The sequence below is a fragment of the Martinezella tropici genome (assembly GCF_003287875.1).
GTDB lineage: Bacteria > Pseudomonadota > Alphaproteobacteria > Rhizobiales > Rhizobiaceae > Rhizobium > Rhizobium tropici_C.
Map to the genome: position 1 here is coordinate 200,535 of NZ_QMKK01000025.1, position 23,738 is coordinate 224,272.

General features: G+C 61.0%; 25 protein-coding genes. 15 read left to right on the forward strand and 10 right to left on the reverse strand.

Annotated elements, in window-relative coordinates:
• The first annotated feature begins 43 nt into the window (after positions 1-43).
• Both DQ393_RS09020 and DQ393_RS09025 read left to right on the forward strand, forming a co-directional pair.
• Positions 44-784: a Bax inhibitor-1/YccA family protein gene (locus tag DQ393_RS09020; protein ID WP_095433002.1), complete on the forward strand. Its 741-nt coding sequence runs from the start codon at positions 44-46 to the stop codon at positions 782-784.
• A 116-nt stretch (positions 785-900) separates the two neighbouring features.
• Positions 901-1,458 carry a GNAT family N-acetyltransferase gene (locus tag DQ393_RS09025; RefSeq protein ID WP_112341407.1) on the forward strand — a complete coding sequence of 186 codons (558 nt, stop codon included), beginning with the start codon at positions 901-903 and terminating at the stop codon, positions 1,456-1,458.
• 100 nt (positions 1,459-1,558) lie between these two features.
• On the opposite strand, the gene DQ393_RS09030 is transcribed toward DQ393_RS09025, so the two are convergent.
• The 3 genes from DQ393_RS09030 to acnA form a co-directional block, all read right to left on the reverse strand.
• Positions 1,559-1,957: a DUF2794 domain-containing protein gene (locus tag DQ393_RS09030; RefSeq protein WP_112341408.1), complete on the reverse strand. Its 399-nt coding sequence runs from the start codon at positions 1,955-1,957 to the stop codon at positions 1,559-1,561.
• Positions 1,958-2,295: 338 nt separating this feature from the next.
• Positions 2,296-3,039 carry a DUF1223 domain-containing protein gene (locus tag DQ393_RS09035; RefSeq protein WP_112341409.1) on the reverse strand — a complete coding sequence of 248 codons (744 nt, stop codon included), beginning with the start codon at positions 3,037-3,039 and terminating at the stop codon, positions 2,296-2,298.
• A 259-nt stretch (positions 3,040-3,298) separates the two neighbouring features.
• Positions 3,299-5,989 (reverse strand): aconitate hydratase AcnA, encoded by a 2,691-nt coding sequence (acnA, locus tag DQ393_RS09040; protein WP_112341410.1) that lies wholly within the window; start codon positions 5,987-5,989, stop codon positions 3,299-3,301.
• Between the two features lie 263 nt (positions 5,990-6,252).
• On the opposite strand from acnA, the gene ccmA reads away from it, so the two are divergent.
• From ccmA to DQ393_RS09065, 5 genes are all read left to right on the forward strand, one after another.
• Positions 6,253-6,900: a heme ABC exporter ATP-binding protein CcmA gene (gene ccmA, locus DQ393_RS09045; protein WP_112341411.1), complete on the forward strand. Its 648-nt coding sequence runs from the start codon at positions 6,253-6,255 to the stop codon at positions 6,898-6,900.
• A 352-nt stretch (positions 6,901-7,252) separates the two neighbouring features.
• The gene (ccmB, locus tag DQ393_RS09050; RefSeq protein WP_112341412.1) at positions 7,253-7,912 is read left to right on the forward strand and encodes a heme exporter protein CcmB; all 660 of its coding nucleotides are present in this window, start codon (positions 7,253-7,255) and stop codon (positions 7,910-7,912) included.
• Positions 7,913-7,991: 79 nt separating this feature from the next.
• Positions 7,992-8,750: a heme ABC transporter permease gene (locus tag DQ393_RS09055; RefSeq protein ID WP_112341413.1), complete on the forward strand. Its 759-nt coding sequence runs from the start codon at positions 7,992-7,994 to the stop codon at positions 8,748-8,750.
• Between the two features lies 1 nt (position 8,751).
• A complete protein-coding gene (gene ccmD / locus DQ393_RS09060) occupies positions 8,752-8,925 on the forward strand; it encodes a heme exporter protein CcmD (RefSeq protein ID WP_112341414.1) in 174 nt (57 codons plus the stop codon).
• Positions 8,922-9,533 (forward strand): DsbE family thiol:disulfide interchange protein, encoded by a 612-nt coding sequence (locus tag DQ393_RS09065; RefSeq protein ID WP_112341415.1) that lies wholly within the window; start codon positions 8,922-8,924, stop codon positions 9,531-9,533. Before ccmD ends, DQ393_RS09065 begins: the two co-directional genes overlap by 4 nt.
• A gap of 166 nt (positions 9,534-9,699) precedes the next feature.
• On the opposite strand, the gene DQ393_RS09070 is transcribed toward DQ393_RS09065, so the two are convergent.
• Genes DQ393_RS09070 through dapF form a run of 5 tightly spaced genes read right to left on the reverse strand, consistent with a single transcriptional unit; the run spans position 9,700 to position 14,694 of the window.
• The gene (locus DQ393_RS09070) at positions 9,700-10,290 is read right to left on the reverse strand and encodes a DUF2585 domain-containing protein (protein ID WP_112341416.1); all 591 of its coding nucleotides are present in this window, start codon (positions 10,288-10,290) and stop codon (positions 9,700-9,702) included.
• On the reverse strand, positions 10,287-11,006 hold the full coding sequence (locus DQ393_RS09075) for a septation protein A (protein WP_112341417.1): 720 nt from the start codon (positions 11,004-11,006) through the stop codon (positions 10,287-10,289). The genes DQ393_RS09070 and DQ393_RS09075 overlap by 4 nt, the downstream gene beginning before the upstream one ends.
• Entirely contained in the window at positions 11,003-12,499 is a 1,497-nt protein-coding gene (gene ftsY, locus DQ393_RS09080; protein ID WP_112341418.1) for a signal recognition particle-docking protein FtsY, read from the reverse strand. The genes DQ393_RS09075 and ftsY overlap by 4 nt, the downstream gene beginning before the upstream one ends.
• A gap of 18 nt (positions 12,500-12,517) precedes the next feature.
• Positions 12,518-13,792: a tRNA (N(6)-L-threonylcarbamoyladenosine(37)-C(2))-methylthiotransferase MtaB gene (mtaB, locus tag DQ393_RS09085; protein ID WP_112341419.1), complete on the reverse strand. Its 1,275-nt coding sequence runs from the start codon at positions 13,790-13,792 to the stop codon at positions 12,518-12,520.
• Complete coding sequence (dapF, locus tag DQ393_RS09090; RefSeq protein ID WP_112341420.1) at positions 13,789-14,694, reverse strand: diaminopimelate epimerase; 906 nt, start codon at positions 14,692-14,694, stop codon at positions 13,789-13,791. Before dapF ends, mtaB begins: the two co-directional genes overlap by 4 nt.
• 437 nt (positions 14,695-15,131) lie before the next feature.
• Between dapF and DQ393_RS09095 the strand changes: the two genes are divergently transcribed.
• Positions 15,132-15,575: an SRPBCC family protein gene (locus DQ393_RS09095; RefSeq protein ID WP_162736934.1), complete on the forward strand. Its 444-nt coding sequence runs from the start codon at positions 15,132-15,134 to the stop codon at positions 15,573-15,575.
• Positions 15,576-15,633: 58 nt separating this feature from the next.
• Here the strand turns inward: DQ393_RS09095 and DQ393_RS09100 are convergent, their stop codons facing one another.
• Together DQ393_RS09100 and DQ393_RS09105 are read right to left on the reverse strand one after the other, a co-directional pair.
• Positions 15,634-16,650, reverse strand: a complete 1,017-nt coding sequence (locus DQ393_RS09100) for an MBL fold metallo-hydrolase (RefSeq protein ID WP_112341422.1) — start codon at positions 16,648-16,650, stop codon at positions 15,634-15,636.
• Positions 16,647-17,636 carry a hypothetical protein gene (locus DQ393_RS09105; RefSeq protein WP_112341423.1) on the reverse strand — a complete coding sequence of 330 codons (990 nt, stop codon included), beginning with the start codon at positions 17,634-17,636 and terminating at the stop codon, positions 16,647-16,649. Before DQ393_RS09105 ends, DQ393_RS09100 begins: the two co-directional genes overlap by 4 nt.
• 377 nt (positions 17,637-18,013) lie before the next feature.
• Between DQ393_RS09105 and ffh the strand changes: the two genes are divergently transcribed.
• The 7 genes from ffh (at position 18,014) to DQ393_RS09145 (ending at position 23,710) form a co-directional block, all read left to right on the forward strand.
• Positions 18,014-19,594 carry a signal recognition particle protein gene (gene ffh, locus DQ393_RS09115; protein WP_112341424.1) on the forward strand — a complete coding sequence of 527 codons (1,581 nt, stop codon included), beginning with the start codon at positions 18,014-18,016 and terminating at the stop codon, positions 19,592-19,594.
• A gap of 18 nt (positions 19,595-19,612) precedes the next feature.
• Positions 19,613-19,915 carry a chorismate mutase gene (locus DQ393_RS09120; RefSeq protein ID WP_069614775.1) on the forward strand — a complete coding sequence of 101 codons (303 nt, stop codon included), beginning with the start codon at positions 19,613-19,615 and terminating at the stop codon, positions 19,913-19,915.
• Positions 19,916-20,041: 126 nt separating this feature from the next.
• Entirely contained in the window at positions 20,042-20,401 is a 360-nt protein-coding gene (rpsP, locus tag DQ393_RS09125) for a 30S ribosomal protein S16 (RefSeq protein ID WP_069614776.1), read from the forward strand.
• A 182-nt stretch (positions 20,402-20,583) separates the two neighbouring features.
• Positions 20,584-21,156 carry a ribosome maturation factor RimM gene (gene rimM, locus DQ393_RS09130; RefSeq protein WP_112341721.1) on the forward strand — a complete coding sequence of 191 codons (573 nt, stop codon included), beginning with the start codon at positions 20,584-20,586 and terminating at the stop codon, positions 21,154-21,156.
• A gap of 40 nt (positions 21,157-21,196) precedes the next feature.
• Positions 21,197-21,889 (forward strand): tRNA (guanosine(37)-N1)-methyltransferase TrmD, encoded by a 693-nt coding sequence (trmD, locus tag DQ393_RS09135; protein ID WP_112341425.1) that lies wholly within the window; start codon positions 21,197-21,199, stop codon positions 21,887-21,889.
• Positions 21,890-22,156: 267 nt separating this feature from the next.
• A complete protein-coding gene (gene rplS, locus DQ393_RS09140; protein ID WP_075853612.1) occupies positions 22,157-22,699 on the forward strand; it encodes a 50S ribosomal protein L19 in 543 nt (180 codons plus the stop codon).
• A gap of 213 nt (positions 22,700-22,912) precedes the next feature.
• Positions 22,913-23,710 (forward strand): transporter substrate-binding domain-containing protein, encoded by a 798-nt coding sequence (locus DQ393_RS09145; protein WP_112341426.1) that lies wholly within the window; start codon positions 22,913-22,915, stop codon positions 23,708-23,710.
• Positions 23,711-23,738: the final 28 nt, after the last annotated feature.

The following is a 23,738-nucleotide window of genomic DNA, read 5'->3' on the forward strand; positions in this document are numbered from 1 at the left end:
AGACCCGACACCGTAATCAAATCGGAGCTTGAAAGAGGAAAACATGGCTGACTTCCGCAATTACCAAAACCGGGCGCAGAGCGGTGCGCAATCCGGTGCGATGATAGACGAGGGCCTTCGAGCCTACATGCTCAAGGTCTATAACCTGATGGCGCTGGGTCTGGCGATCACGGGTGTTGCCGCCTATCTATCCTTCTCGCTCGCCTTTGCAAACGGACAGATCACGGCCTTCGGCCAGGCGATCTATCTCAGCCCGCTGAAGTGGGTTGTCATTCTCGCCCCGCTGGCAATGGTCTTCTTCCTGAGCTTCAGGATCAACCGCATGAGCGTGGCCGCCGCGACGACGACCTTCTGGGTCTACGCCGCACTGGTGGGATTGTCGCTGTCGTCGATCTTCATCATCTACACCGGCCAGAGCGTCGTGCAGACCTTCTTCGTGACCGCCGCCTCCTTCGGCGCGCTGTCGCTGTTCGGATACACGACGAAGCGTGATTTGTCCGCGATGGGCTCGTTCCTGATGATGGGTCTCTTCGGCCTGATCATCGCAACGCTCGTCAACATCTTCCTGGCTTCGTCCGCCCTGCAGTTCGCCATCTCCGTGATCGGCGTCCTGATCTTCGCCGGCCTCACCGCCTGGGATACGCAGCGGATCAAGGAAATGTACTACGAAGCCGACGACGTGACCGTGGCTGGCCGCAAGGCGATCATGGGCGCCCTGTCGCTCTACCTCGACTTCATCAACCTATTCATGTTCCTGCTGCAGTTCATGGGCAACCGCCGTTGATCGCAGCATGAAATGAGTAGCGAAAAGGCGGCCTCGGCCGCCTTTTTATTTGCCTGGCCGATAACCCTGCTATTTGATAGCGGCCTTCGCAAACCGCAGATCAGGCAATGAAAACAATGTCCGTCAGCCTTCGCAACGCTACCGCAGACGACCTTCCCCATATCACAGCAATCTATCGCGACTCCGTTCTCAACGGCACCGCGAGCTATGAGATCACGCCGCCGACCCAGGACGAGATGGCAGACCGTTTCCAGGCAATCTGTGAAAAGGGCTATCCCTATCTCGTCGCCGAAGACGAGACCGGCGCGTTCCTGGGCTATGCCTACGCCTCGGCGTTCCGCACGCGGCCGGCCTATCGCTGGATGGTGGAGGATTCGATCTATCTGGCGCCGGAGGCGCGCGGTCGCGGCATCGGCAGGCTGCTGCTCGACGCGCTCGTCGAACGCTGCGAGGCGCTCGGCTTCCGCCAGATGATCGCCGTCATCGGCGGCGTCCATCCCGCCTCCGTCGCCGTGCATCGCGCCGCAGGCTTCACCGAAACCGGCCTTTTGAAAGGCACCGGCTACAAGCATGGCCGATGGTTGGATACGATGCTGATGCAGAAAGCGCTCGGAGACGGCGCGGAAACCGATCCGGATCCGTCGGTTTATCCGGGGACGTTGTTTGGGGAGTAGTGTCGAGCTGCCTTTATGCCGAACCTCTGGCACCCCCTCTGTCACAAAGTGACAGAGGGGGTGCCACACTCGCCACAAGCGCGTAGCCAATGACGAGAAACTACTTCTCCACCAGCTTCAGCTGCTTGTCGAACACCTTCAGAACCTGCTGCACCTCGTGGCCACGCTTCAGGATCATGCCGTTGGTGTTGACGACGGAAAAGGCGCCCTGCTTGGCGGCGAGCTTCGGATTCTTTTCGATGCGGAAGAGCGGCATCTCACCGGAGCGCTTGAAGACGGAGAAAACCGCCTTGTCCTTCAGATGGTCGATGGCGTAGTCGCGCCACTCACCTTCGCCAACCATGCGGCCGTAGATCCACAAAATCGCGTCCAGCTCCCGGCGATGGAAGGTCACCGGTAGCGGATCCTTGCTTTGTTTGTATTCTCTGAGATCGACGACGGTGGAATTAGTATCGGCGGAAGGGCGTTCGCCGCGTCGCAAATCCGGCTGATCAGTCATCAATCCCCCAAGGGTTATCTCATGACAGGAGAATGACAGTTTGCCTCAGCCGCACCAAATTGCAAGACGGCTGACGGCTCACAATTTTTTTCCCGTGCCCGAAAGCATCTCGGCAACGCCGCATTTCAGACAAAACGACGCCCAATTTACAGGAAGTATAGGCAGCCGTTTGGCGCCGCCGCGTCAAACGGCCCGGCCGGGGCGTATCGATTAAACCCCAGCCCCGAATGCGTCCCCGCCGGGCACCTCCCCTTTTTGGTACAGCCAAAATAGGGCCCTTTTTGGCGCCCGCAAAAATAGGGAGCCTTTCGGCACCAGTCAAAATTCAGAAATGCCGCTCAGCCGTCCGAGCCGATGGTCAGAACCGTCGCTCCAAGAATGGCGGCCGGATCGCCCGAAGGCGTCGACGATTGCAGAAGGACGGCAAGGCCCCTTCGGCCGGCCTTTTCAAGCACGGTGGAGGGCAATACCAGGCTCATGGCCTTGCCATCCCACATGCCCACGGTCTCGACGTCCGATACGGCATGCATGTAGGCAATCTGCTGGCCGGTGTTTTCGCCGCCTTTCGGCGCCACCATCTGTTCCTTGTCGAAATAGACGACAACAACATTGGCCTTGCCGGCGCCGGCGCCGATCTTGATCTCGAGTTCGTCGCCCTTGGTGGCGGCATTCACCGGAACCGTCAGTCCTTCGCCGTCACGCTGGAAATCGTCGAGCTTGACATTGATGGCGTCGAGATCGGCGCCGTTCATATGGTCCCTGCCGTTGACGATCGCCTGTGGCGTATAGACCCCGCTGCGTCCCATCGAGCGGGCATAGGCATATTGGCGCGCCGTATTGTCCTTGGACGCCATTGTATCGTTCCAGCCGAGATAGTTCCAATAGTCGACATGATAGGCGAGCGCGACGACATTGCCCTGGCGGATCAGCTTGCGGAACGCCGCGTCGGCGGGAGGACAGGAGGCGCAGCCCTGCGAGGTGAAGAGTTCGACAACGCCCTTGATCTTCGGGGCTTCCTGCGCATGCAGCGAACTTGCGAGCACGATGCCTGCCAGAAGTGGAGCCGAAAATCGAAGGCGCATTTCCCTTTTACCTCTTTCGCAAAATTCCGGCGCCACTCACGAGTGCACACGCCCGGACCAATCACGCTCCTTGGGGCCGCCCAGCCCACATCAAGCCCGAAAAATCTGAAACAAGAGATAATGGTTTAGCGCGATGACGCAAAGTCACGATGGGGTGAGGCAGAGGACCGGCAACGGCTTGCCGTACACATCACCGTGAAAAACAAGACGCCGCCGGGAGACTTTTCCCGGCGGCGTGCAAGAGGAGTTCAGACGCCTATCAGGCGGCGAGATCGCGCAGAACGGTCTGCAGGATGCCGCCATTGTTGACGTAGACGACCTCATCCAGCGTATCGATACGGCAGATGATGGGAACATCCTTCACGGAACCGTCGCCATAGGTGATCTTGGCGATCTTACGCTCGCGTGGCTTGATGTTTTCCAGGCCTTCGATCGTCACGAGTTCGTCGCCTTTCAGGCCGAGGCTTGCCCAGGTAGTGCCTTCCTCGAAGACGAAGGGGATGACGCCCATTCCCACCAGGTTCGAGCGGTGGATGCGCTCGAAGGACTGGGCGATCACGGCGCGCACGCCGAGCAGGTTCGTGCCCTTGGCAGCCCAGTCGCGCGACGAGCCGTTGCCGTATTCGACACCGGCGAAGATGACGAGCGGGACGCCCTCGGCCTTGTACTGCATGGCCGCATCGTAGATCGACGTCTCTTCCTTGGACGGATAATGGATGGTGTAGCCACCTTCCTTGCCGTTCGGGCCAAGCATGTGATTGCGGATGCGGATGTTGGCAAAGGTGCCGCGCATCATGACTTCATGGTTGCCGCGGCGCGTGCCGTACTGGTTGAAGTCGGCAACGCCGACGCCGTGACCGAGGAGATACGAGCCGGCGGGCGAGGCAGCCTTGATCGAACCGGCCGGAGAAATATGGTCGGTGGTGATCTTGTCGCCGAAGAGGCCGAGAACGCGCGCGCCCTTGATGTCGGAAACGCCGGCGCCCTTCTTGCCCATGCCCACGAAGTAAGGTGGGTTCTGCACATAGGTCGAGTTGTCGTCCCACGCATAGGTCTGGCCCGGAGGAACCTGCACGGCCTGCCAGTTGGCGTCGCCCTTGAAGACGTCGGCATACTTGGTTTCATAAAGCTCGCGGGTGACGTACTTCTGGATGAACTCCTGAACCTCGTGCGAGGTCGGCCAGATGTCCTTCAGATAGACCGGCTTGCCGTTCTGGTCTTCGCCGATCGGCTCCTTCGTTAGGTCGAGCTGCACCGAGCCGGCGAGCGCGTAGGCGACGACGAGCGGCGGCGAAGCAAGATAGTTCGCCTGGACGTCTGGCGAGATGCGGCCTTCGAAGTTGCGGTTACCGGAGAGAACGCCGGCAACGATCAGGCCCTTGTCGTTGATCGTCTTGGAGATCGGCGCCGGCAGCGGGCCGGAATTACCGATGCAGGTGGTGCAGCCGAAGCCGACCAGGTTGAAGCCGAGCTTGTCGAGATCGGCCTGCAGGCCGGACTTGGCGAGATATTCGCCGACGACCTGGGATCCCGGTGCGAGCGAGGTCTTGACCCACGGCTTGCTCTTCAGGCCCTTGGCAACGGCGTTGCGGGCGAGAAGGCCGGCTGCGATCAGCACCGACGGGTTGGAGGTGTTGGTGCAGGAGGTGATGGCAGCGATGGCAACGTCGCCATGGCCGATATCGAAATCCGTGCCTTCGACCGCATAGCGGTTGGAGAGCTGGCCGGGCTTCTTGTATTCGGTTTCGAGCGAGGTTGCGAAGCCGGAAGCGATGTTTTCCAGCGCGATGCGGCCTTCCGGACGCTTCGGGCCGGCCATCGACGGCACGACGTCGCCGAGATCGAGTTCCAGCGTGTCTGTGAAGACGAGATCGGAACCATCATTATCGCGCCACATGCCCTGAGCCTTGGAATAGGCTTCGACGAGCGCGATACGGTCCTTGGCACGGCCGGACATGTTGAGGTAGTTCAGCGTTTCCTTGTCGACCGGGAAGAAGCCGCAGGTCGCGCCATATTCCGGACCCATGTTGCCGATGGTGGCGCGGTCGGCGAGCGGCATGTTGTCGAGGCCGGGGCCGAAGAATTCGACGAACTTGGAAACGACGCCCTTCTTGCGCAGCATCTGCACGACGGTCAGAACGAGGTCGGTCGCGGTAACGCCTTCCTTGAGCTTGCCGGTCAGCTTGAAGCCGATGACTTCAGGCAGCAGCATGGAGACCGGCTGGCCGAGCATGGCGGCTTCAGCTTCGATACCGCCGACACCCCAGCCGAGAACGCCGAGGCCGTTGATCATGGTCGTGTGCGAATCGGTGCCGACGCAGGTGTCGGGATAAGCGATCGTTTCGCCATCCTCTTCCTTCGTCCAGACGGTCTGGCCGAGATATTCGAGGTTCACCTGGTGACAGATGCCGGTGCCGGGAGGAACGACGCGGAAGTTCTTGAATGCCTGCTGGCCCCACTTCAGGAAGCGGTAGCGCTCGCCGTTGCGCTGGTATTCCAGCTCGACGTTCTTGGCGAAAGCCTGCGGTGTGCCGAATTCGTCGACGATGACCGAGTGGTCGATGACGAGATCGACGGGAACGAGCGGATTGATCTTTTCCGGATCGCCACCGAGGGAGACCATCGCGTCGCGCATGGCAGCAAGGTCGACGACGGCCGGAACGCCGGTGAAGTCCTGCATCAGCACGCGCGCCGGGCGATAGGCGATTTCGTTCTCGACGGTGCCCTTGTTGGTCAGCCATTCGGCGACGGCAAGGATATGCTCCTTGGTGACCGACTGCCCGTCTTCAAAACGCAGCAGGTTTTCCAGCAGTACCTTCATGGAGTAAGGCAGCTTGGAAACGCCGGGCAGACCATTGGCTTCAGCCTTGGGAAGGCTGAAATACACATAGTCTTTCCCGCCCACGGTCAGCGTGGAACGACAATTGAAACTGTCAAGAGATTTAGACACGAGATACCCCGTTTCTGATAGCCAACACAGTCGTGCGAACGCCTATGCACTTTATGCACATCAGGATGCGGGTGCGGCCATTTCCGCTGTCCGCACGTAAGGCAGAAAACCTTATGTTCGGCGCAAGGATGAAATTCACGCCGACCGCTGGCGTGGTTGCAGGTCTTATAGATAATTTCGTAAAGACTTGCCAGAGTGGCAAAGCGCAAATTTGGACAATTTTTTGCGCGCTGCGGCAACGACAACGGGGAAAGTCTGAGCGAATGCATCTATGCGCTGAAAATCTGGCGGCAAGGCGGGGCGAAGACCTGATTTTCTCGAATGTTTCCTTTGACTTGGAGGGTGGTGACGCCCTCGTTCTGACCGGGCGCAATGGATCGGGAAAGACAACGCTTCTGCGTGTCGTGGCAGGCCTTCTGAAGCCGGAAAAAGGTCGTGTCACCTTCACCGGAAGTGATGGCGAATCGAGCCGGCCACCGGGCGAAACCAGCCACTATCTCGGCCACCGCAACGCGATGAAATCCGAGCTGACCGTCGCGGAAAATCTGACCTTCTGGAAAACCTTCCTCGGCGATGTGCCGGGCGGCTCCGGCCTGGCTGCCGATGAAGCCGCCGACGCCGTCGGCCTTGCCGGTATCACCCATTTGCCTTTCGGCTATCTCTCCGCCGGCCAGCAGCGGCGAATCGCTTTCGCCAAACTTCTGGTCGCCCACCGCCCCATCTGGATTCTCGACGAGCCGACCGCGGCGCTGGACAGCTCGGCAGACCGGCTGTTTGCGGAGCTAATCATCGCGCATCAGAAGAGTGGCGGCATCGTTCTTGCGGCCACGCATCAGCCCCTGGGGTTGGAGAATGTGCAGGAGATGCGAATGACGGGATTTGCCGGGGTGAGTGAGGGGGTGTGGGGATGATGCAGATATTTCCTCTTATGCCGCACCTTCGTCACCCCCCTCTGTCACTTCGTGACATCTCCCCCACGAGGGGGGAGATCGCTGGGAGTTTGCCGCATCCGCCTACAAAGCCGGCGGACTCCGCTTCTGCTTCTACAGATTCGATGTTGGATCAGGCGATGCGCGCGCCACAAGTTACCAATCTCCCCCCTTGTGGGGGAGATGTCGCGACAGCGACAGAGGGGGGTGAGGAGCGGAGCGACGATCATCTGACGTATATACAAAGTGACGGTTCTTTCCTGGGTAAAAGCCCCCTCATCCGACCCGTCGGGCCACCTTCTCCCCGAGGGGAGAGGGAGATTGGTGCCGCCCGATGACCGCCCTCTTCCTCCGTGACCTCAGACTTTCGGTGCGCGCCGGCGGCGGAGCGTTGATCGGCATCCTGTTCTTCCTCACCGTCGTCGCCGTCATTCCCTTCGGCGTCGGCCCCGACCTGAAGCTCCTCTCGCGCATCGGCCCGGCCATCGTCTGGATCGGCGCGCTGCTCGCAAGCCTGCTTGGCCTCGATCGGCTGTTCCAGGCAGAACGCGATGACGGCTCGCTCGATCTGCTTGTCATGCAGGAAACGCCACTGGTATTGACGGTCTTCATTAAATGCGTGGCGCATTGGGTCGCGGCAGGCTTGCCCCTCGTCATCGCCTCGCCGCTGCTCGGCCTCTTTATGAATATGAACGAGACGGCGATCGGCGCGACGGCCCTGACCCTGCTCGTCGGCTCGCCGGCGATCACCTTCATCGGCGCGGTTGGTGCTGCCGTTGCCGTGGCGCTGCCGCGCGGCGGGCTGCTTGTCTCCATTCTGGTGCTACCGCTCACGATCCCCGTGCTGATCTTCGGCGTCAGCGCCACCTATGCCACAGTCGAAGGGCCGCAGCCGTTCCTACCGCCCTTCCTGATCCTGATCGCGCTCACCTTGTTCTTCGCCGTCCTCGGCCCGGCCGCTGCTGCTCTTGCCCTACGGAACACGACTGATTGATCGCAATAAGATACTGTTTCGTCCATCCGGGACAATGCGGTCGATTGCCGGAAAAGCCATATCGGGTTAAACAAGCCGCATGAGCGATATCACTGCGATCAGCCGATTTTCCGACCTTGCCAACCCCACGCGGTTCCTGGCTTTCTCGGCGCGTCTCATTCCCTGGCTCGCGGCCATCTCGGCGATGCTCTTCGCGATCGGCCTCTATCTGTCCTTTACGACCGAGGGCGATTACCAGCAGGGCGATACCGTCCGCATCATGTATATTCACGTTCCGGCCGCCTGGCTGTCGATGATGTGCTACACGATCATGAGCATGTCGGCGATCGGCACACTTGTCTGGCGCCACCCGCTCGCCGATGTCGCCGGTAAGACGGCAGCCCCGCTCGGCGCCGCCTTCACGCTGATCGCGCTGGTCACCGGCTCGCTCTGGGGCAAGCCGATGTGGGGCACCTATTGGGTCTGGGATGCGCGGCTGACCTCGGTCTTCATCCTGTTCCTCATGTATCTCGGCCTGATCGCGCTGAACCGCGCCATGGACGACCCATCAAAAGCTGCCCGTGTCGCCTCGATCCTGACGCTGGTCGGCTTCATCAATATCCCGATTATCAAGTTCTCCGTGGACTGGTGGAACACGCTGCATCAGTCGGAAAGCATCATGCGGATGGATGGCCCGGCCATCGACGCGGAGTTCCTCTGGCCGCTCTTCACCATGGCGCTCGCCTTCACGCTGCTGTTCTTCACGCTGCACCTGATGGCGATTCGCAACGAGATTTGGCGCCGCCGCATCGCCGCGCAGCGCCGCATCGCCGCACGCATGGCAAGCCGGGAGGACTAGCATGACGCATCCCTTCTACGTCTACGGCTCCTACGGCTTTGCTGCCGTCATGATCCTCGCCGTCATCGCCTGGACATGGATCGACGGACGCCTTCGACGTCGTGAGCTCGCCGCATTGGAAGCCTCCGGCATCCGCCGCCGCTCACAGCGCGCGCCGGAAAGCGAGACGAAATGACCACGGATGCCGATAACAAGGATCAGCCGAAATCGAGCGGCACCGCACGCTATCTGCTGGCGCTGATCCCGCTGATCGTCTTTGCCTGCATCGCTTTTGCCGTCGGCAAGGTCATGTATGATCAGGAAGTGCACGGCACCGACATATCGGCCATTCCTTCGGCGCTGATCGGTACGAAGGCGCCGAAGCTCGCGCTCCCACCTCTCGAAGGCTCCAACCTGCGGGCGCTGACCGATGACGCCATCAAGGGCAAGCTTACGCTCGTCAATGTCTTTGCCTCCTGGTGCATTCCCTGTCGCGACGAGCATCCAGTGCTGAAGGAGCTTGCCAAGAGCGGTCAGCTCAATATCGTGGCCATCAATTACAAGGACACGAGCGAGAACGCACTTCGCTTCCTCGGCGAACTCGGCAATCCCTACAACGCCATCGGCATCGACCCGAACGGCTCTGCCGCCATCGACTGGGGCGTCTACGGCATTCCGGAATCCTACCTCGTCTCGCCCGACGGCACGATCCTCTACAAGCAGGTCGGCCCGTTCACGCCGACCAGCCTGAAGGAAGGGCTCTATCCGGCCATAGCGAAGGCGCAGGGGAAGCCGGCGTCTTAATTCCCTTTTCTCCTTGGGAAGAAGGTGCCCGAAGGGCGGATGAGGGGGCTGGGGCACGAAGCAAAAAGGTCTTGAGCGACGAGCGAAAGTCAGCACTCTCCCGGTAGCGCCTCCTCACCCGGCGCTATCGTGCCTCCATCTCCCCGCAGGGGCGAGGGTTAAAAGACTAAATCCCGCCCTGCCAAGTCTTGATCGCCTCGACCGGCCAGACCAGCATCAGCACGTTGAGCGTAAGATTGTCGCGGATCAGATAACCGGTAAGCAGCTCGAAGAAGATGGCGATGACAACCGTCACCAGCACCGGCGCGCGCCAGGCAAACAGGAATCCGACCACCATGAACACCGCATCCATCGAGGAATTGAGGATGCTGTCGCCGACATAATCGAGCGAGATCGTCGTGGCGCGGTAGCGGTTGATGATGATAGGGGAATTTTCCAGGATCTCCCAGCCTGATTCGATCAACATGGCAACGAAGAGCCGCATCGACAGCGGCTTGCCGCGCATGATCAGATGCGTGAGACCGAAAAAGAGAAAACCGTGGATGATGTGCGACGGCGTGTACCAGTCGGCGATGTGCTGCGAATTGCCACTGGATTTCACCACCGGCTCGAAGAGCTTCACATAGCCGCAAGTGCAGATCGGCACACGGCCCATCATGTATTCGGTCACGATCTGCACCAGCAGAACGACGGCGCAGGCGATGAACCAGAAGCTCTGTTGCCGATAGCGGCTTTGGGCGTCGATGGCTTGGCTCATTTACCGTTTTCCACCGGCGGCTCGACCGTGTGCTTCATGATCAGCGGCATCTGCGACAGCGTGAAGAGGATGGTGATCGGCATCGTTCCCCAGACCTTGAAGTTCACCCAGAGATTATCCGCGGCCTTGGTGTCCGGAAGATAAAGCCAGTTCGAGCCGCGCCAGACGACTTCGTTGAGCACGGCGAGAACGAAGAAGAAGATACCCCAGCGCAGCGTCAGCTTGCGCCAGCCCTCGGCATCCAGCTGAAAGGCGGCATTGAAGACATAGCCGAGCAGCGACTTGCCGAAAGCAAGGCCGCCGAGCAGCACGATGCCGAACAGCGCATTGACGATGGTCGGCTTCATCTTGATGAAGGTTTCGTTCTGAAGATAGATGCCGAGCGCACCGAAAATCAGCACCACAATGCCGGAGACGAAGGGCATTAGCGGCAAATGGCCGAGCATGACCTTCGAAACGATGAGCGAGATCACCGTTGCCGCCATGAACAGGCCGGTGGCGACGAAGAGCGGGCCGCCGAGCGCTGCCAGTTGCGGAAAATGCTGCGCCAGCCATTCGCCGCGCAAATTGCCGAAGAAGAACACCAGCAAAGGCCCGAGTTCCAGCACCAGCTTCAGCATCGGATGATGCCTGTCGGCGGCACTTGGGGTGAGATCGCTGTCGCTGGTCGTCATTGCGGCACTTTCCCTATCATCAAACTTGTTCTTGTCATTCATTGGCTGTTTACAGCCCCCGTACCGGCGATGGCATGAGCAAAATCCTCGGCTTCGAACGGCTCGAGATCCTCTACACCTTCGCCGACGCCGATGAAATAGACCGGCAGCTTATGCTTGGCCGAGATGGCGACAAGGATGCCGCCGCGCGCCGTGCCGTCGAGCTTGGTCATGATGAGCCCGTTGACGCCGGCAACATTGCGGAAGATTTCCACCTGGTTCAAGGCGTTCTGGCCGGTGGTGGCATCGAGCGTCTGCAGCACGGTATGCGGCGCGTCCGGATCGAGCTTGCCGAGGACGCGCACGATCTTTTCGAGCTCCGCCATCAGCTCCGCCTTGTTCTGCAGACGGCCGGCCGTATCGATGATCAGCACGTCGCTCTTGTTGGCCTTGGCCTGCTGGAAGGCATCGAAGGCAAGACCGGCAGCATCGGCGCCGAGCTTCGTCCCTATGAAGTCCGATTTCGTACGCTCGGCCCAGATCTTCAATTGCTCGATGGCAGCCGCGCGGAACGTATCGCCGGCAGCCAGCGTGACCTTCAGCCCCGCACCGGAGAGTTTTGCGGCCAGCTTGCCGATCGTCGTCGTCTTGCCGGTGCCGTTGACGCCGACGACGAGGATCACATGCGGCTTATGGCTGAGATCGAGCTGCAGCGGCTTTGCCACAGGCTTCAGCACCTTGGCGATTTCCTGCGCCATGATGCGGCCGACATCTTCGCCGGTCACATCCTTGCCATAGCGCTCGGACGCCAGCGTATCGGTGACGCGCATCGCCGTCTCGACGCCGAGATCGGCCTGGATCAGCAGATCCTCCAGATCCTGCAGCGTCTGATCGTCGAGCTTGCGCTTGGTAAAGAGCGCCGCGATCTGACCGGTCAGCTGCGACGAGGTCCGCGCAAGCCCGGCGCGTAGGCGCTGGAACCAGGAGAGTTTCTGCTTGGGGGCCTCCGGAGCCGGTGCGGGAGCAGAGGCGGCGGCCGAAAAGCCCTTGGGAAGGATGGGGGCTTCGACTGGGGGGGCGCTAATTTCGGATGAGGATTCGGCGTCTTCCGACGAAGATTCCGAGCTTGCCGTACCTTCGTCAGCCCCCTCTGTCCTGTCGGACATCTCCCCCACAAGGGGGGAGATCGGTTCGATGGGGTGCTCTTCCGAAACTACGTGGACTTCAGGATCGGCAGGTTGCTCCGATTCGATGGCCTTACGGTCTTCGGGCTGTTCTTGCAGCTCGGATTCGAGAGAATGAGCAGCCTCAACGGCCTCAATCTCTTTCGCGCCGGCCGCATCTGCAGGCTCTTCAGCCTGCGGCTCTTGCTCGGTCGGCGCTCCACTCTCCAACCGATCTCCCCCCTCGTGGGGGAGATGTCCCGAAGGGACAGAGGGGGGCGACGGCGGCTCGACAGACTCGGAAGCCGGCGAAACATCCACAGCAGGCGCCTGCTCCTCAGCCGGCTTTTCGCGGCCGAAGGTGAAGACTTTTTTGATGAAACCGAGCGCCATGAAGTGTCCGTTGAAGCATTAGGCCGCGTCGGCGGCCAGAAGTTGCATGTCGAGGTGCTTGCCATTGTGGCCGGTGATTGCGACCTGCACAAGGTCGCGCGGGCGAAGGCCGGGGGCGGCGACAAGCGTGAAGTTTTCCGTATGCGCCAGTCCGCCATTCTCCACAAGCAGCCATTGCCGCGTGCCGACCATGCTGTCGAGATGGGTCCGGTGCAATCTTTGTCCGGCCTCGCGCAGGCGGGCGGCACGTTCCTTGATCAGCCCGCGATCGAGCTGCGGCATGCGGGCGGCCGGCGTGCCGGGGCGCGGGCTGTAGGGGAAGACGTGCAGATGCGCGATGCCGGCCTCTTGCGCCAAGCCGACAGCATTGGCGAACATCTCTTCCGTCTCAGTCGGGAAGCCGGCGATCATATCGGCGCCGAAGCTCGTCTCCGGGCGCAGGCGGCGCACATCCTCGATGAAACGCACGGCATCGGCGCGCGAGTGCCGCCGCTTCATGCGCTTGAGGATCATGTCGTCACCATGCTGCAACGAGAGATGCAGATGCGGCATGAATCGCGGCTCGTCGGCGATGAGATCCATCAGGTGCCGGTCTGCCTCGATACTGTCGATCGAGGAGAGCCGCAGCCGGCGGATCTCCGGGATCTGCTTCAGCAGCGTCTTGGCAAGCAGGCCGAGCGTCGGCGTACCCGGCAGGTCGGCGCCATAGCTTGTTGCATCGACGCCGGTCAGCACGATTTCGCGATAGCCGCTTTCGACGAGATTGCGCGCCTGATCGACCACAGCACCCATCGGCACCGAACGCGAATTGCCGCGGCCATAGGGAATGATGCAGAAGGTGCAGCGGTGATCGCAGCCGTTCTGCACCTGGATGAAGGCGCGCACGTGACCATCGATATGACGGATCATCTGCGGCGCGGTCGCCCGCACGCTCATGATATCGTTGACGCGCAGCTTTTCTTCGGCCGAAACGCCAAAATCCGGCAGGGAGCGGTAGGAGGCGCTTTTCAGCTTCTCCTCGTTGCCGAGCACGGCATCGACTTCCGCCATCTCGGCAAAGGTCTGCTTCTCGGTCTGCGCGGCGCAGCCTGTGACGATGATACGGGCATGCGGATTGCCACGGCGCGCGCGGCGGATTGCCTGCCGCGCCTGGCGCACGGCCTCGCCCGTCACGGCACAGGTATTGACCAGAATGGCGTTGTTGAGCCCGGCTTTCTCTGCCTCGGCCCTCATCACTTCGGATTCATAGGTGTTGAGACGACAGCCGAAGGTAATGACCTCGACCCCGCTCACCGCGCCTGAGCCTCTTGCTCCGGATCGCGCGAGAAGCTGCCAGTGACAGGATCGACGGTGCCGGACCATTCCCATTCGGCAGGCCCGGTCATGACGACATGGTCGTTGCTCTCGAGCCATTCAATGGTGAGCTTGCCAGGCGCCGGCGCGGAGGCAACTTCGATCATCACCTTGCGGCCGGTGCGGCCGGTGCGCGCGGCGCTGACGGCGGAGGCACAGGCGGCCGAACCGCATGCAAGCGTCAGGCCGGCGCCGCGCTCCCAGGTGCGTGTGCGCAGCGAGGTCGGCGACAGCACCTGCGCCAGCGTGATATTGGCGCGCTCGGGAAACATCGGGTGGTTTTCGAGCAGCGGGCCGAAACGATCGAGATCGAAGGACATCGGATCCCTATCGACCCAGAAGATCGCATGCGGATTACCCATCGACATCACGGAAGGCGAATGCAGTACGGGATTGTCGATCGGCCCGATCTGCAGCTCGATGCGGCTGGTATCGGCAAATTCCTCGGCAAGCGGGATCTGGTCCCAGGCAAAGACGGGCGTGCCCATATCGACCGAGATCGTGCCGTCCTCATGCTCCCTGGCATTCAGGATGCCGGCGACCGTCTGGAAGGTGAACACCTTTTTGCCAGTTTCGGCCGCCAGCGCCTGCACGACGCAGCGCGTGCCGTTGCCGCAGGCCTGCGCCTTCGTTCCGTCGCAGTTCAGGATATCGATCCAGGCATCGGTGCCCTGCAGCTTCGGATCGTGGATCGCCATGATCTGATCGAACTGGGTGGCCGGATCGGCATTGAGCGCAATCGCCGCAGCGGGCGTCACCACATCCTTGCGGCCGCGCATGTCGATAACCAGGATCTTGTTGCCAAGCCCGTTCATCCTCGCGAATTCGACCGTATTGCTCATGATGCCAAGTCCGTCCGTGTTTCGAGCTGTATATGGCGGAAATGCGGGGGAATTACCAGTGGGACATGAAGAACGGCATTATTCAGGATTGGGCGAGCTCTCCCGGGCCGCCCCGATCCTTCGAGGCTTCACTCTTCGAGCTCCACACCCCAGGATGAGGCGGAGTTAGCATCGTCGCTGCGGCCATGATTTGTGCTGCAGTGCCTAGATCCCGGAAATGTATGATCGACGCAAAAGATCAGCCCTCACGGTTAGGAGGCCTGCAGGGCCGTCTCGAACCACGAGGGGCGGGCGGCCGTCCTTTGACCACAGCAAAAATCCCACCGAGAAGTCTTGACCCGCATTATTTTGAGAAAAGATCATTCATCGATGTCGGATTACCAAAAGCTGCCACGTCCTAGGCTCGTCCACTCCGTCAAACCATAGGGATTATGACCATGCCGAATACCATACGCCTGCACCGCGTCCTGGCCACCAGCCCGGAAAAGGTCTATCGCGCATTCATCGAAGCGGATGCGCTGGCCAAATGGTTGCCGCCGAACGGTTTTGCCTGCAGCGTGCATCACTTCGAAGGAAAAGTCGGCGGCACGTTCAAGATGTCGTTCCGCAACTTCACGACCAGCGAGAAGCACTCCTTCGGCGGCGATTTTCTCGAGCTTATCCCGGGCGAACTTGTGCGCTACATTGACAGATTCGACGATCCGAACCTGCCCGGCGAAATGGAAGTGACGGTGACCCTGAAGAAGGTTCTCGTCGGAACCGAGGTCAACATCACTCAAGCCGGCATTCCCGATGTCATCCCGCCGGAAGCCTGCTATCTCGGTTGGCAGGAATCGCTGATCAATCTCGCGAAACTGGTTGAGCCCGAGATCAAGCAGTAAGGCTTCCAACGCAGGACGCAACCCTTCTCCCCTCGGGGAGAAGGGATATTTGGCGCCCTCAGACGACAGGCACATCGAAAACTTCCCCCGCCCTGAGCGGACGAAAGCGATCCGCCTCCACACTCTCAGCTTTCAAGGCCGCATCCAGCGCCTGAACGGGCTCATCGATCCCTTCGTCCGTCAGCTGGAAGGTCGCGAAGTGATGCCCGGCGACATAGGCCGCGTTGCAGAGCTTCATGCCCTTCACCGCCTCTTCCGGATTCTGGTGCTGACCCTTCATGAACCAGCGCGGCTCGTAAGCGCCAAAAGGCAGGATCGCGAGGCGGAAACCGCCATGTTTTTGCCGGGCAGCCTCATAATTGATGCCATCGTGAAAGCCGGTGTCGCCGACATGGTAGATCTTGCCCGCTGGTGTGCTCAGCACGAAAGCGGCCCAGAGTGCCATGCGCCGGTCGCCCATGCCGCGCGCCGACCAGTGATGGCAGGGCTCGGCATCGATCGTCACGCCGGCCTTGAGGGCGATGCGATCGCCCCAGTCGACCACCGTGATGTCGGCATCGGGAACGGCACGGCGGATGATCATGTCGTTGCCGAGCGGCGTGACGATCTTTGGCCGATGCGCCTGCTGCAGGCGGGCAAGCGTTGCAACATCGAGGTGGTCATAGTGATTATGCGTGACGAGCACGACGTCGATATGCGGCAGATCCTCGAAGCGGATGCCGGGCGGCACCACACGCTTCGGTCCGAAAGATCGGAAAGGGCTGACCCGCTCCGACCAGACCGGATCCGTCAGAATGTTCAGCCCGGCAATCTGCATCAGCATCGAGGCATGCCCGACCATGGTCACCCGCATCTGCTCGCCGAACACGTGCCGGTCCGGCCTAGCCGGAGGAAAGGCGCTGATGACCGGGTTGGGCCACCGCACCCGGCCACCGCCGAACTGCCAGCGCAAAAGGTCGAATGCACCGCCCGGCGCGACGCCACCGGGATTGAAGAAGCGCACGCCGTCGAAATGATCGGAAACCGGCCCCTGGTAATAGGGATTCTTCTTGGCTGAGTCGGATGAGCTCGTCATGGCTTGTCCACCGCCTGTGCGCTTGTCGCCTTCCCGGCTGGTAAGCCGAACCTGGCGAGCCACTCTTCGACCTCACGCGCCGTCAGCGTCTCCTCCAGCACGACATTCGCCGGCATGACGAAAAGCTGCGGCGTGAAAAAGCTCGTATCCCACAATGCAGCGCCCTTGACCGGCGATGAAAGCAGGATGACCTGCCGGTCATCGATGCGGGCAATCGTCTCGACGGATGCTTCTCCGGAAATCTCGACAAGCCCTTGCTCATCCGGCTGCACCGTCTCGTAGCGCCACCAGGGCTCGTCATTGCCATCTTCCGCCACGGTCACGCAGCGCGCCATGTCGATTATGAACCTGTTGGGCACGCGGCCGCCGGGAAGCGTCTCGCCGAATGCCGCCTGGATCAGCGTGAACAGATGGAAGCAATTGACGATATTCTGATAGCGCAGGCGAAAACCCTGACGGCTCGGCAGATGCAGCACCAGCAGCGCGTCGCTGCGGCTCAGGAGCATCTGGCGGACCCAGGCCGCACCCGGCGTATAATCCTGCAGCTGGGCAAGCTGCGCCATCAGCGCCTTGTCGCCGGCGGCGCGCTCGCGTTCCCGCGGCATGGCAGCAAGATGCGATACCGCCGATTGGCCAAGCAGCTGGAAAGCGTCGAGCAGCTGCCTTTGCCTCGGGCTCAGCTCCTTGCGGCCGGCAAAGCCGCGATGGATTTGCGGCAACCACGCCATGTAGAGCTCCCACACCGCAGCACCGCTGCGCTCCACCGACCCGCCCTTTTCGACGATGGTGCCGAGCATATTCGCAAGGATCGCGGCCCCCGGCGGCGGCAGGCGGCTAAGCTCGCGCGCCGCCCGCGCCATGATCTTCGGCTGGGCAATGGCACTCGCGTAGAAGGCCTGGGCCGCCGCGTTGAATTGTGCGTCGACACGACCGCCGGCGTAAGCGCGGCAGGCGGCGAGAAGATTGGTCAGGGCTGCATCATTCATTCGGAGCTGTCTCGGGGAATCACTTGATGACGGGGATCGATGTAACGATTGGAAGAGGATGGTATGGTCAAATCGAGGTTGAGATAACGCTGTCATCCGCGCATTTCAGGCATTTCGGCCGCATTGGGTTGACTTTGGCGGCCTTTTCCTGTTTATCGCCCGCAATCTGCGACGAGCACAAGCCTCCGAGCCACCGACCGGGACCCATAAAGGTATAAAGAGATCCCGGAGGTCAACACCCGACAGCGCGATGCGCCCTCGGGTGCTTTTTGGCTTTGCGTCTTGTTTTCGTCATGGAAAAGCACGACGTTTTCGGGCGAGGAACGGCGCAAACTTGCGCCAAGTCCAAATCCCAAGCGATCGATAAGGAAGAACCGATGTTTGAAAACCTCCAGGACCGTCTTGGTTCCATTCTGAATGGACTGACAGGCCGCGGCGCGCTTTCGGAAGCCGATGTTTCCGCTGCGCTTCGCGAGGTTCGCCGCGCGCTGCTCGAAGCCGACGTGGCGCTGGATGTCGTGCGCTCCTTTACCGATCGCGTTCGCGAAAAGGCCGTCGGCGCCGAGATCCTAAAGTCGATCAAGCCGGGCCAGATGGTCGTCAAGATCGTCCATGACGAGCTGATCGAGATGCTTGGCGGCGAAGGCGTCGGCATCGACCTCAATGCGCCGGCTCCGGTCGTCGTCATGATGGTGGGTCTGCAGGGCTCCGGTAAGACGACCACCACGGCCAAGATCGCCAGCCGCCTGACGAGCCGCGACCGCAAGAAGGTCCTGATGGCCTCCCTCGACACGCGCCGTCCGGCAGCCCAGGAGCAGCTGCGTCAGCTCGGCGTCCAGACCGGCGTCGACACGCTGCCGATCATATCAGGCCAATCGCCGACCGATATTGCCGCACGCGCAGTCCAGGCCGCCAAGCTCGGCGGCCATGACATCGTCATCCTCGACACCGCCGGCCGTACGCATATCGACGAGCCGCTCATGGTCGAGATGGCGGATATCAAGAAGAAGTCCAATCCGCACGAAATCCTGCTGGTCGCCGATAGCTTGACCGGTCAGGACGCCGTCAACCTCGCCCGCAATTTCGACGAGCGCGTCGGGATCACCGGCCTCGTGCTGACCCGCATGGACGGCGATGGCCGCGGCGGTGCGGCCCTTTCGATGCGCGCAGTCACCGGCAAGCCGATCAAGCTGATCGGCGTCGGCGAAAAGATGGGCGAGCTGGAGGAATTCCATCCCCGCCGTATCGCTGACCGCATCCTCGGCATGGGCGACATCGTCTCGCTCGTCGAGAAGGCTGCCGAGAATATCGACGCCGAGAAGGCGGCCGCCATGGCTGCCAAGATGGCCAAGGGCAAGTTCGACCTCAACGATCTCGCCGACCAGCTCGGCCAGATGCAGAAGATGGGCGGCATGGGCGGCATTATGGGCCTGATGCCCGGCATGTCCGGCATGAAGGACAAAATGGCAGCCGCCGGCCTCGATGACCGCCTGTTCAAACGCCAGCTCGCTATCATCTCCTCGATGACCAAGGCCGAGCGCGCCAATCCGGATCTCCTCAAGCATTCCCGCAAGAAGCGTATCGCCGCAGGCTCCGGCACCGACGCCTCCGACATCAACAAGCTTCTGAAGATGCACCGCCAGATGGCGGATATGATGAAGATGATGGGCGGCAAGGGCAAAGGCGGCATGATGAAGCAGCTGATGGGCGGCCTTGCCGGCAAAATGGGTCTCGGTGGCGGTATGGGTGGGATGCCCGACCTGTCGAACATGGATCCCAAGCAGCTCGAAGCCTTGCAGAAGCAAGCCGAAGCGGCCGGCCTCGGCCGTCCCGGCGGCCTGCCGGGTGGCTTGCCGGGTCTGGGCGGCGGTGGCGGTTTGCCGGGTCTCGGCGGCGCCAAACTGCCGGGCCTTGGCGGTGGTTTCCCGGGCCTCCCCGGTTTGCCGAAGAAGAAGTGAGAAGGATCGTTGACCCCCATGATTGATCCAGACGTAAAGGCCCAACTGGGCAAATACCGCCAGTCGATCGACAATATCGATGCCGCACTGGTGCACATGCTGGCCGAGCGCTTCCGCTGCACGAAGGAAGTGGGCGTGCTGAAGGCCAAGTACGACCTGCCGCCGGCCGACCCGGCGCGCGAAGAATTTCAGATCGAGCGCCTGCGCCGCCTGGCAAAGGACGCCAATCTGGACCCGGATTTCGCCGAGAAGTTCCTGAACTTCGTCATCAAGGAAGTCATCCGGCATCATGAACAGATCGCTGCGGATTTCAAAGGGTAACCCCTGGCCGCATGATCCCGAAGGACGCAGGGCGTTTTGAACCGGGATCACGCGGTACGAGAAAAGCAGCGCGACGTAACCATACCGCACAACGAAGCGGTCAAGAAAAGCCTAAGGAGAATTGACATGGCACTGAAAATTCGTCTCGCCCGCGGTGGCTCCAAGAAGCGCCCGTACTACCACGTTGTCGTAGCCGACGCTCGCTCGCCGCGCGACGGCCGTTTCCTGGAGACCCTCGGCTCCTGGAACCCGATGCTTGCCAAGGACGACGCCAAGCGCGTTGAACTGAAGGTCGAACGCATCAAGCATTGGCTCGACCACGGCGCACAGCCGACCGACCGCGTTCTGCGCTTCCTCAACGAAGCCGGCATCGCAAAGCGCGAAGCCAAGAACAACCCGGAAAAGGCAAAGCCGGGCAAGAAGGCTCAGGAGCGCGCTGCCGAAAAGGCACAGAAGGCTGCTGACGCCGCTGCCGCTTCCGAGTAATCGGACCTCGCATTGATTGAAAACGGGTGGCATGGCGACATGCCACCCGTTTTTTGTTTCCCATCGGCAAATGTTCAGCCTATGAGAGAACCAACGACAGCGCCGCGTGTCACATGGGGTGGACAAAGGTCGCTGTAGCATTTTGGATCTGCTGCATAATCCCGGCAATCGACGAAGAGACCATGACGAAACTGCAAAATCCGGTATTGATGGCCACCATCGGCGCTGCACAGGGCTTGCGAGGCGAAGTGCGTGCCCGCGCCTATACATCCGATCCGACCGCACTTGGCGATTACGGCCACCTGCACAGCATGGATGGCCGCAGCTTCGAAGTTCTGGAAATCCGCGAGGCCAAGAATGTCGTCATCGTGCGCTTTCGCGGCATCAACGACCGTAATGCCGCCGAGGCGCTGAACGGGCTGGAACTCTATATCGAGCGCGACAACCTGCCGGATGACGAGCTCGACGACGACGAATTCTTCTACACCGATCTCGAAGGGCTGGAAGCCGTCGATGACCAAGGCGTCGGCTACGGCACCGTCAGCGGCATCTATGATTTCGGCGCCGGCGACCTATTGGAGCTGAAGGGGCCGGGCAAGCGCCCGGTGCTGATCCCCTTTTCCGAAGCCGCCGTGCTCGAAATCGACCTCGAAGCAGGCAAGATCCTGATCGATCCGCTCGCCGCCGGCTTGATCGACAGCCCCGATGACCTCATCGGCAAGCCGGAAAAGCCGCAGGACAAGACGAAGAAGTAACCCTCATTGGGAAGTGCCCTCATTAGGAAGTGATCGCGCCATGAGTTTTCGGGCGACCATACTGACGCTTTATCCCGAGATGTTTCCCGGCCATCTCGGCACGTCGCTTGCCGGCAAGGCGATGGAACGCGGGCAATGGTCGCTGGACACCGTGCAGATCCGTGATTTCGCCACCGACAAGCACCGCACCGTCGACGACACGCCGGCCGGCGGCGGCGCCGGCATGGTGCTGAAACCGGATGTGCTTGCCCGCGCCATCGATCATGCCAGCGAAAACGACAGCCGCCCGCGCCTGCTGATGAGCCCGCGCGGCAAGCCGCTGACGCAGAAGCGTGTGCGCGAGCTTGCAAGCGGCGACGGCGTCATCATCGTCTGCGGCCGCTTCGAAGGCGTCGACCAGCGCGTCATCGACGGCCGTGGCCTCGAGGAAGTCTCGATCGGCGACTATATCCTTTCGGGCGGCGAGCCGGCTGCCCTCATCCTCCTCGACGCTATCGTTCGCATCCTGCCCGGCGTCATGGGCAACGACCTCTCCGGCCTTCATGAAAGCTTCGAAGGCGGCCTGCTGGAACATCCGCATTATACGCGACCGCAGATCTGGGAAGGCCGCGAGATTCCCGCCATCCTCACCTCGGGCAATCACGCGGCGATCGCCAAATGGCAGAGGGAGAAGGCCGAAGAGCTGACGCGAGCGCGCCGGCCGGATTTGCTGGACGAATTGCGGAAGAAGTAGCGGCAACACCGGCTAGATGAGCGACATTGGTTCAAGCGCCGCAAAACTGGCACCAATCGCCACTTAATTCAGCCGCAAGGGGTGACAAAGGCGTGACAATAGGATATGTGCGCGGCCGGCATGGGAAATTTCCCATCAACCAGCAAAGAAGAGCAGACGTATTCGCTCCTGCCTGAACGGGCATACATCCGAGGCGTGATCTCCGGGTCCGACCAAAGATAGAATGATGAGCGCTCTGGCTGTTGAAGCAACAACGAGGTTGATAACATGAACATCATTCAGCAATTGGAAGCCGAACAGGCTGCCAAGATCGAAGCCAAGCGCACCCTTCCCGAATTTTCCGCTGGCGACACCGTTCGCGTCAACGTAAAGGTCACGGAAGGCAACCGTACCCGCGTTCAGGCCTATGAAGGCGTTTGCATCGCTCGCTCCGGCGGCGGCCTGCAGGAAAACTTCACCGTTCGCAAGATCTCCTACGGCGAAGGCGTCGAGCGCGTATTCCCGGTTTACTCGCCGATGATCGAAAGCGTCGAAGTCGTTCGCCGCGGTAAGGTCCGTCGCGCCAAGCTCTACTACCTGCGCGACCTGCGCGGTAAGGCTGCCCGTATCGTCGAAAACACCGGCACCCGCGCCCGCAAGCTCAACGATGCCGAGCGCCAGGCTCTGGCCGACGAGAAGGCACGTATCGAAGCCGAGAAGGTTGCAGCCGCTCAGGCACTCGCAGCTGAAAAGGCAGCAGCAGAAGCTGCAGAAGCAAAGGCAGCTGCCGAAGCTGCTGCAGCCGCCGCAGCCGAGCCGGCAGCGGAATAAGTTTCGATCCCGACGGATTGTGACAATTGAAGGCGGTCTTCGGGCCGCCTTTTTTACTGCCTGTCGCAATGCGACGCGGCAAACGGAAATTTCTTAGGCAGCCGTATGTTTTAGAGCTGCTTTTCCTTTTTTATGATCGCTACGATGGCTATAACCTTGCCATCCGCTTTCCAAATATGACACTTTCCCGCCACGCTAATCGGGGAGATTTCCATGGCATTCCGTCGTTCGTTCCTTCTGGGCCTCAGCGCCCTCGTGCTTGCACCTTTCGCCGCCTTTGCGGCCGACCTTCCGAACCTGAATGGCAAGACGGTCGTCGTCGTCACCGAGAATGCCTATCCGCCGCTGCAGTTTATCGACCCAAAAACGAACAAGGCGATCGGCTGGGAATATGACGCAATGAACGAGATCGCCAAGCGTCTGAACTTCAAGGTCGAGTACCAGAACACCAGCTGGGACGCGATGATCCAGGCCGTTTCCGAAGGCCAGTACAACATCGGCATGACCGGCATCACCATCAAGGAAGACCGCAAGCAGAAGGTCGATTTCTCCGACCCCTATATGCGCTCGCAGCAGTTCATGCTCGTGCGCGGCGACGAGAAGCGCTTTGCCGATGCCAAGAGCTTCGCCGCCGTCAAGGAGGCCCTGATCGGCGCGCAGCCGGGCACGACGCCCTTCTACACCGCCGTCTATGAAGTCCTTGACGGCAACGAGCAGAATCCGCGCATCAAGACCTTCGAAACCTTCGGCGCGACAGTGCAGGCGCTGAAGACCGGAGACGTCGACATGGTGCTGACCGACGGCACGGCCGGCAAAGGCTACGTCGACGCTTCCAATGGCGGCCTGAAGCTGGTCGGCGGCCCGCTCGGCACAGAGGATTTCGGCTTCATCTTCCAGAAGGGTTCCGATCTTGTCGCCCCGGTCAATGCCGCCATTGCCAGCCTCAAGGCCGACGGCACGCTCGACTCGCTGAACAAGAAGTGGTTCCTCGACTACAAGATGGGCCAATGAACTCTGAAGACCGATATATTGGAAGCCC